We start from the raw sequence: 7,044 nt of genomic DNA on the forward strand, positions 1-7,044 counted from the left end.
GTGGCCAGGTTGGCGCGCCTGACCGGCCTCACTCCAGCCGCCCAGCACGGTGGTGCCTTGGGCGCCCACCCCGGCCAGGGCGGCCGAGCCCACCGGGGCAAGCTCGCCAGTGACCACCGCGCCCAAGCGGGTCTGCTGGGCCAGGCGTGCGGCGTCAACCGCCTGCTCACGCGCGATGCGCAGACGCTCGGTGATGTCGTGCGGCAACCCCTGGTTGCCCTCGTTCAGGCGCGCTGTCACGCGCAGCGCAAAGCGAGCCTGCAGCGCTTCGCGCTGGGCGTCATTCAGCTGGGTGGTCTGGCGCGTTTTCACAATGTGATCCCTCTGGCTTGCAGGGCCTTGGACAGTGCGGCAACCGCTCGCGAACAATGGGTTTTGACGCTCCCTTCGGAGCACCCCATGGCCGCAGCCGTTTCTGCAACATCCAGTTCCTCCCAGTAACGCAACAGAAACGCTTCCCGTTGACGCGCTGGCAGCTGCCCGATTTCTTCTTCGATTTGTTTCAGTGTTTCGGCTCGGCTGACCTGAACTTCAGCAGCTTCCGTGCCGGTGTCCTCCACGTCCAGGACCTCCAGCAGGTCAAAGTCCCCATCTTCGCCACCGGCAGAGCCCGCCATCTCTTCCATGCTGGTGAACACCGCGTTGCGCACCTTCTGGCGCCGAAACCAGTCCAGGGTGGCGTTCGAGAGGATGCGCTGGAACAGCATCGGCCATTCGTTGGCCGGGCGGTCGGCGTAGCTTTGCGCCAGCCGGATCATGGCGTCCTGAACGATGTCGAGCGCGGCGTCGTCCTGGCGAACCGCGTACACCGTGCGCCGGAAGGCGCGCGACTCGACACCTTTGAGGAAGGCGTTGAGTTCTTCTTCTCGGGATGGCGTGGGCAGGGGGGTCAAGCGCTGGGGCGGGCCGCTTCGGGCCGTGGTTTCGAGCCGGCCGCATTATGGCACCAGCCCTTGTCAAGCCGGGTTTGACTTGAATTGGCTCGCAGGGGTGCGATAATGTTTGTTTTGCGTCATCTCGATCTGGCCTGAGTCGTTTGCCCCACAGGGCATCCGTGGCAGGCCGCGCAGGCTCCAAATCCGCCTCACAAGGGCGAGCACACGGCCATCCGTGGTCGCAGTGCTGCTGCCGTTCCCCATGCATTTTTGATGCGGGGCGCGTCGGTGTAGAGGGGCACCGATCGTTTTTCGTTAGAGAAATTCTGAAAGGTTCTTCCATCATGGAAATGTCCCAAGCCGCGATCGCCAACACCGGCGACGTCATCAACGGCTCTGAAATCCTCGTGCGCTGCCTGCAGGCAGAAGGCGTCAAGTACATGTGGGGCTACCCCGGTGGCGCCGTGCTGTACATCTACGACGCGCTGTACAAACAAGACACCATCGAGCACGTGCTCGTGCGCCACGAACAGGCCGCCGTTCACGCTGCCGACGGCTACGCCCGTGCCACCGGCGACGTCGGCGTCGCCCTGGTCACCTCGGGCCCGGGTGTGACGAATGCCATCACCGGCATCGCCACCGCCTACATGGACTCGATCCCGATGGTGATCATCACGGGTCAGGTGCCCACCCCGGCCATCGGCCTGGACGCCTTCCAGGAATGCGACACCGTCGGCATCACCCGCCCCATCGTCAAGCACAACTTCCTTGTCAAGGACGTGTCCGAGCTGGCCGCGACCATGAAGAAGGCCTTCCACATCGCCCGCACCGGCCGCCCTGGCCCCGTGGTGGTGGACGTGCCCAAGGACGTCTCGCTCAAGACCACCGCCTTCCACTACCCCGAGTCGGTGGAAATGCGCTCGTACAACCCGGTTCGCAAGGGCCATGGCGGTCAGATCCGCAAGGCCGTGCAGCTGCTGCTGGGCGCCAAGCGCCCCTACATCTACACCGGTGGCGGCGTGATCCTGGGCGAGGCCTCCAACGAGCTGCGTGAACTGGTCAACATGCTGGGCTACCCCAGCACCAGCACCCTGATGGGCCTGGGCGCCATCCCCGCGTCCGACAAGACCTTCCTGGGCATGCTGGGCATGCATGGCACGTACGAAGCCAACATGACCATGCAGAACGCCGACGTGGTGATCGCCGTGGGCGCCCGCTTCGACGACCGCGTGATCGGCAACCCCAAGCACTTTGCCCAGGTCGAGCGCAAGATCATCCACATCGACATCGACCCGTCTTCGATCTCCAAGCGCGTGAAAGTCGACATCCCCATCGTCGGTGACGTCAAGGACGTGCTGATCGAGATGATCGCCCAGATCAAGGAGTCGCAGGTCAAGCCGGACCAGAACGCGCTGGCTGCCTGGTGGAACCAGGTCAACGAGTGGAAGAAGCGCGACTGCCTGAAGTTCAAGAACTCGGACGAGGTCATCAAGCCGCAGTACGTGGTGCAGAAGCTGGCCGAGCTGACCGCCGGCACCGACTACTACATCACCTCGGACGTGGGCCAGCACCAGATGTTCGCGGCCCAGTACAGCAAGTTCGAGGAACCCCGCCGCTGGATCAACTCCGGTGGCCTGGGCACCATGGGCGTGGGCTTGCCTTACGCCATGGGCATCAAGCTGGCCAAGCCCGACGCCGATGTGTTCTGCATCACCGGTGAAGGGTCGATCCAGATGTGCATCCAGGAGCTTTCGACCTGCCTGCAGTACCGCACGCCGGTCAAGGTGCTGTCGCTGAACAACCGCTACCTGGGCATGGTGCGCCAGTGGCAGCAGCTGGACTACGGCAGCCGCTACTCGCACTCCTACATGGACGCGCTGCCCGACTTCGTCAAGCTCGCCGAGGCCTATGGCCACATCGGCATGCTGATCGAGCGCCCGTCCGACGTGGAAGGCGCGCTGCGCGAGGCCATCAAGCTCAAGGACCGCTCGGTGTTCCTGGACATCCGCACCGACCCCACCGAAAACGTGTGGCCGATGGTGCAGGCTGGCAAGGGCATCTCGGAGATGCTGCTGGGCTCGGAAGACCTCTGATCCACTGAAACGCAACGAGAGCCTGGCCGACCCAGGCTGCCACAGACGGGCGCTTGCCGGCGCCCGCTTCGGGTGGCAGACCGCAGCGACCAAGCTGAACGACACAACCGAATCACATCGAACCGCGAGGCCACAGCGCCGGGGTTACCGCCCCGATGACCCAGGAGCCTTGCCAGGACGATCAACATGAAACACATCATTGCCCTGCTGCTGGAAAACGAAGCCGGCGCCCTGTCCCGCGTGGTGGGCCTGTTCTCCGCCCGCGGCTACAACATCGAGAGCCTGACGGTGGCCACCACCGAAGACCCCTCGCTGTCGCGCATGACCATCGTGACCACCGGCTCCGACGACGTCATCGAGCAGATCACCAAGCACCTCAACCGCCTCATCGAGGTGGTCAAGGTGGTGGACCTGTCCGAAGGCCCCTACACCGAGCGCGAACTCATGCTCATCAAGGTTCGCGCCGTGGGCAAGGAGCGTGAAGAGATGAAGCGCATGGCCGACATCTTCCGCGGCCGCATCATCGACGTCACCGACAAGACCTACACCATCGAACTCACTGGCGACGCTGCCAAGCTCGACGCTTTCATCGAAGCGATCGACCGCGCCGCCATCCTTGAAACCGTGCGCACCGGGACCAGCGGGATCGGGCGCGGCGAGCGCATCCTGCGCGTGTGATGACGCTTGGCTGCCCGTGGGCTTTGCGGCCTGCGCGCGATCTCGTCTGAACCTTTCCCGCTTTTCTTTGACCCCTCACTGAACCGAGGCCGGTGCGCAACCGGCCCGAGACTTACGGAGAACCCCATGAAGGTCTATTACGACAAGGACGCCGACCTGAGCCTGATCAAGGGCAAGAACGTCGCCATCATCGGCTACGGCTCGCAAGGCCACGCCCACGCCCAGAACCTGCGCGATTCCGGCGTCAACGTGACCGTTGGCCTGCGCAAGGGCGGCGCCTCCTGGTCCAAGGTGGAAGCCGCTGGCATCAAGGTCGCTGAAGTCAACGACGCCGTCAAGGGCGCCGATGTCGTCATGATCCTGCTGCCCGACGAGAACATCCCCGAGGTGTACAACAACAACGTCGCCCCCAACATCAAGCAAGGCGCCACCCTGGCCTTCGCCCACGGCTTCAACGTGCACTACAACCAGGTCGTGCCCCGTGCTGACCTGGACGTGATCATGGTCGCCCCCAAGGGCCCCGGCCACACCGTGCGCTCCGAGTACCTCAAGGGCGGCGGCGTGCCTTCGCTGATCGCTGTGTACCAGGACAAGTCCGGCAAGGCCCGTGACATCGCCCTGTCCTACGCTGCTGCCAACGGCGGCACCAAGGGTGGCGTGATCGAGACCAACTTCCGTGAAGAAACCGAAACCGACCTGTTCGGCGAACAAGCCGTGCTGTGCGGCGGTGCCGTGGAACTGGTGAAGATGGGCTTCGAGACCCTGACCGAAGCTGGCTACGCGCCGGAAATGGCCTACTTCGAGTGCCTGCACGAGCTCAAGCTGATCGTGGACCTCATGTACGAAGGCGGCATCGCCAACATGAACTACTCGATCTCGAACAACGCCGAATATGGCGAGTACGTCACGGGCACGGAAGTGATCAACGAGAAGTCGCGCGAAGCCATGCGCGCTGCTCTGAAGCGCATCCAGACCGGCGAATACGCCAAGATGTTCATCCTGGAAGGCCGCACGAACTACCCGAGCATGACCGCTCGCCGTCGCCTGAACGCCGTGCACCCGATCGAGACCGTGGGTGCCGAGCTGCGCGCCATGATGCCCTGGATCGCCAAGAACAAGCTGGTTGACCAGTCGAAGAACTGATCTGAATTGATCTGATCTTCAAAGCAGGCCGCGAGGGGCAACCTTCGCGGCCTGTTTGTTTGGGTGGGCGTGAGGGCGTCGATGGGCGCCTTGATTCAGCCACGGCGTCATGCCGCATGGCCAACTAAGGTTTGGCGTCCTGCGCGGGTTGATCCGACCACCCGCCACCGACGGCTTTGTACAAGGCCACGGTGACGAGGGCGCGCGCGGTTTCTGCCTGGATGAGCTCGTCTTCGCGTTGCAGGGCAGAGAGTCGGGCTTCGATGGCCCCCTGCAGCAGGCCGCTGCCTTCATCGAAGAGGCGTTGGGCGTGCCGTGCGCCCTGATCTGCAGTCAGCCAGGCCGATTGCAATTGAGTGGAGCGTTGATCCAGCGCACGACGGGTGCCGTAGGCGTTCTCGACGTCTTCCAGTGCGGTGAGCACGGTCTGCTCGTGCTGAGCGATGGCGGCTTCCAGCTGGGCGTCGGAGGCACGGATGCGAGCGCGGATGCGGCCGGCCTCGAAGATGGGCAGGTACAAGCCTGCGCCCCAGGAGGTGAAGCGGCCCGTGGCGCCGAGGTCGCCAATCTCGATGCGACCGTCGTTGGCCAGGAAGCCCAGGTAAAAGCGCGGCAGCAGGTCGGCCTTGGCGCTGCCAAGTTGGGCAGCGCGGGCCCGCACGAGCTGCGCGGTGCCGCGCACGTCCGGGCGGCGCTCCAGCACGTCGGAGGGCAGCACGGCGGGCAGCTTCGATGGGATGGCGCTGCCGTCTGCGGGGGCCTGGGCGGTGGGGGCGGGCAGTTGGGGCAGCTGCTCAGGTGCCTGACCGGTCAGCACGGCCATGCGGCGCAGGCGCGATTGCAGCAAGGTCTGCAGGGGGGCGGCGCCACCGCGCAGGGCTTGCACTTGCGCGCTCACGCGGTCGACGTCGTAGCGCGTGGCCTGGCCCGCGTCGAAGCGACCCTGTGCGTAGCGTTGCAGTCGCTCGGCCTGCGAGATGGTGCGCTGGAGCACGCCGATGCGTCGCTCCAGGCTGCGCGCCTCGACGTAGTTGGCGGCGATGTCGCCAGCCACCATCAACTGGGCGCCGTGCAGGCGCTCTTCGTTGGCCAGGGCCGCGCTGCGGGCGGCTTCTGCGTCGCTGCGGCGCGAGCCGAAGATGTCGACTTCCCAGGTGGCCGCGAAGCCATGCCCGCTGTAGGCGCTGATGGGCAGCTTGGGCGCGTTGATGCTGGGCAGGCTGATGGGGGGCAGGTTAGGCAGGGGCAAGGGCAGGCCTGGCACCGACGTGGGCGCTTGCACTTGGCTGGGTGTTTGCACGCCCGCCTCGTTCTGCTGGGTGCGTCCGGCATAGCCCAGTGCGGCCAGGGTGGGGTAGAGGGCCGATTCGGCCTGGGTGACGACGGCTCGGGCTTCGCGAACGCGCGCCGCAGCGATGCGCACGTCGGCGTTGGCGGTCAGGCCTTTTTCGATCAGCGCATGCAGGGTCGGATCGGGGATGCCTTGCCACCAGCGAGAGAGGTCAGTCGGCTCGTCATCGGTGGGGGGGGCTGGCTTGACTTGCGTGAAGCGATCGGGAGCGTGGACCTGGCCAGGGGGCAAGTTCACTTCGATGGTGGTGCAGGCCGTGAGGGTCAGCAGCCATGCGCCGATGGTGAGCGGCAGGAATGGACGCCTGATGAGGGGCGCAAGGGCTTGAAGTGGCTGATGCATGGTTCAGGTTCAGGTCTTCGATGCGGTGGTGGTGCGGGCCTGCAGCAATGCGAGTGCGGCCGACGCCAGGCGTGTGCGCGGTGTGTCGGTTGCGCTGTGCAGGATCACGGGCACTTGGGCGCCCAGCACGATGCCGGCCACGTCGGCGTGGGCCAGGTGGATCAGCTGCTTGACCAGCATGTCGCCGGTTTCGAGGTTGGGCACGAGCAGCACGTTGGCCTGGCCCGCCACGAGCGAATCGGCGTGTCGCACCCGAGCGGCTTCCGGGCTGATGGCGGCATCGAAGGGCAGGGGGCCATCGACGAGGCCACCCGTGACCTGGCCTTGCTGTGCCAGTTTGCACAGGGCCAGGGCGTCCACCGACGACGTCAGTGTGCTGCCAGGCTCGTTGGCGGCCGAGAGCACCGCCAGGCGTGGGCTCAGTCCCATCTGCAGGGCCAGGTCCATGGCGTTCTGGGCGATGTCGCGTTTGGCTTCGAGGGTGGGCTGGATGTTGAGGGCGGCGTCGGTGATGAGCAGGGGCTCGTCTCGGCCTGGCACGTCGGCGATGAAGGCATGGCTG

General features: G+C 65.3%; 7 protein-coding genes. 3 read left to right on the top strand and 4 right to left on the bottom strand.

The window, feature by feature from the left end; genetic code table 11:
* Both B2W70_RS06760 and B2W70_RS06765 read right to left on the bottom strand, forming a co-directional pair.
* A partial coding sequence (locus B2W70_RS06760; protein WP_286744084.1) for a DUF3619 family protein occupies positions 1–312 on the bottom strand: 312 nt, incomplete at its 3' end.
* Complete coding sequence (locus tag B2W70_RS06765; protein ID WP_235513905.1) at positions 309–893, bottom strand: RNA polymerase sigma factor; 585 nt, start codon at positions 891–893, stop codon at positions 309–311. The genes B2W70_RS06765 and B2W70_RS06760, both read right to left, overlap by 4 nt.
* A gap of 326 nt (positions 894–1,219) precedes the next feature.
* On the opposite strand from B2W70_RS06765, the gene B2W70_RS06770 reads away from it, so the two are divergent.
* The 3 genes from B2W70_RS06770 to ilvC all read left to right on the top strand — a co-directional run bounded on the left by B2W70_RS06770 (position 1,220) and on the right by ilvC (position 4,789).
* On the top strand, positions 1,220–2,968 hold the full coding sequence (locus B2W70_RS06770; protein WP_286744087.1) for an acetolactate synthase 3 catalytic subunit: 1,749 nt from the start codon (positions 1,220–1,222) through the stop codon (positions 2,966–2,968).
* 186 nt (positions 2,969–3,154) lie between these two features.
* The gene (ilvN, locus tag B2W70_RS06775) at positions 3,155–3,646 is read left to right on the top strand and encodes an acetolactate synthase small subunit (protein ID WP_058088709.1); all 492 of its coding nucleotides are present in this window, start codon (positions 3,155–3,157) and stop codon (positions 3,644–3,646) included.
* A 126-nt stretch (positions 3,647–3,772) separates the two neighbouring features.
* Complete coding sequence (gene ilvC, locus B2W70_RS06780; RefSeq protein ID WP_058088710.1) at positions 3,773–4,789, top strand: ketol-acid reductoisomerase; 1,017 nt, start codon at positions 3,773–3,775, stop codon at positions 4,787–4,789.
* 124 nt (positions 4,790–4,913) lie between these two features.
* On the opposite strand, the gene B2W70_RS06785 is transcribed toward ilvC, so the two are convergent.
* A complete protein-coding gene (locus B2W70_RS06785; protein ID WP_286744090.1) occupies positions 4,914–6,482 on the bottom strand; it encodes a TolC family protein in 1,569 nt (522 codons plus the stop codon).
* 9 nt (positions 6,483–6,491) lie between these two features.
* On the bottom strand, positions 6,492–7,044 hold a 553-nt coding region (locus tag B2W70_RS06790), incomplete at its 5' end, for a phosphate acyltransferase (protein WP_286744093.1).

The sequence above is a fragment of the Aquabacterium sp. UBA2148 genome (assembly GCF_002328915.1).
GTDB classification, from domain to species: domain Bacteria; phylum Pseudomonadota; class Gammaproteobacteria; order Burkholderiales; family Burkholderiaceae_C; genus Aquabacterium; species Aquabacterium parvum.

What these genes read in the sequence shown, in the direction of transcription:
- B2W70_RS06770 (WP_286744087.1), top strand. Translation starts at nt 1,220, where the DNA reads ATGGAAATGTCCCAAGCCGCGATCGCCAACACCGGCGACGTCATCAAC.
- ilvN (WP_058088709.1), top strand. Translation starts at nt 3,155, where the DNA reads ATGAAACACATCATTGCCCTGCTGCTGGAAAACGAAGCCGGCGCCCTG.
- ilvC (WP_058088710.1), top strand. Translation starts at nt 3,773, where the DNA reads ATGAAGGTCTATTACGACAAGGACGCCGACCTGAGCCTGATCAAGGGC.
- B2W70_RS06785 (WP_286744090.1), bottom strand. Translation starts at nt 6,482, where the DNA reads ATGCATCAGCCACTTCAAGCCCTTGCGCCCCTCATCAGGCGTCCATTC.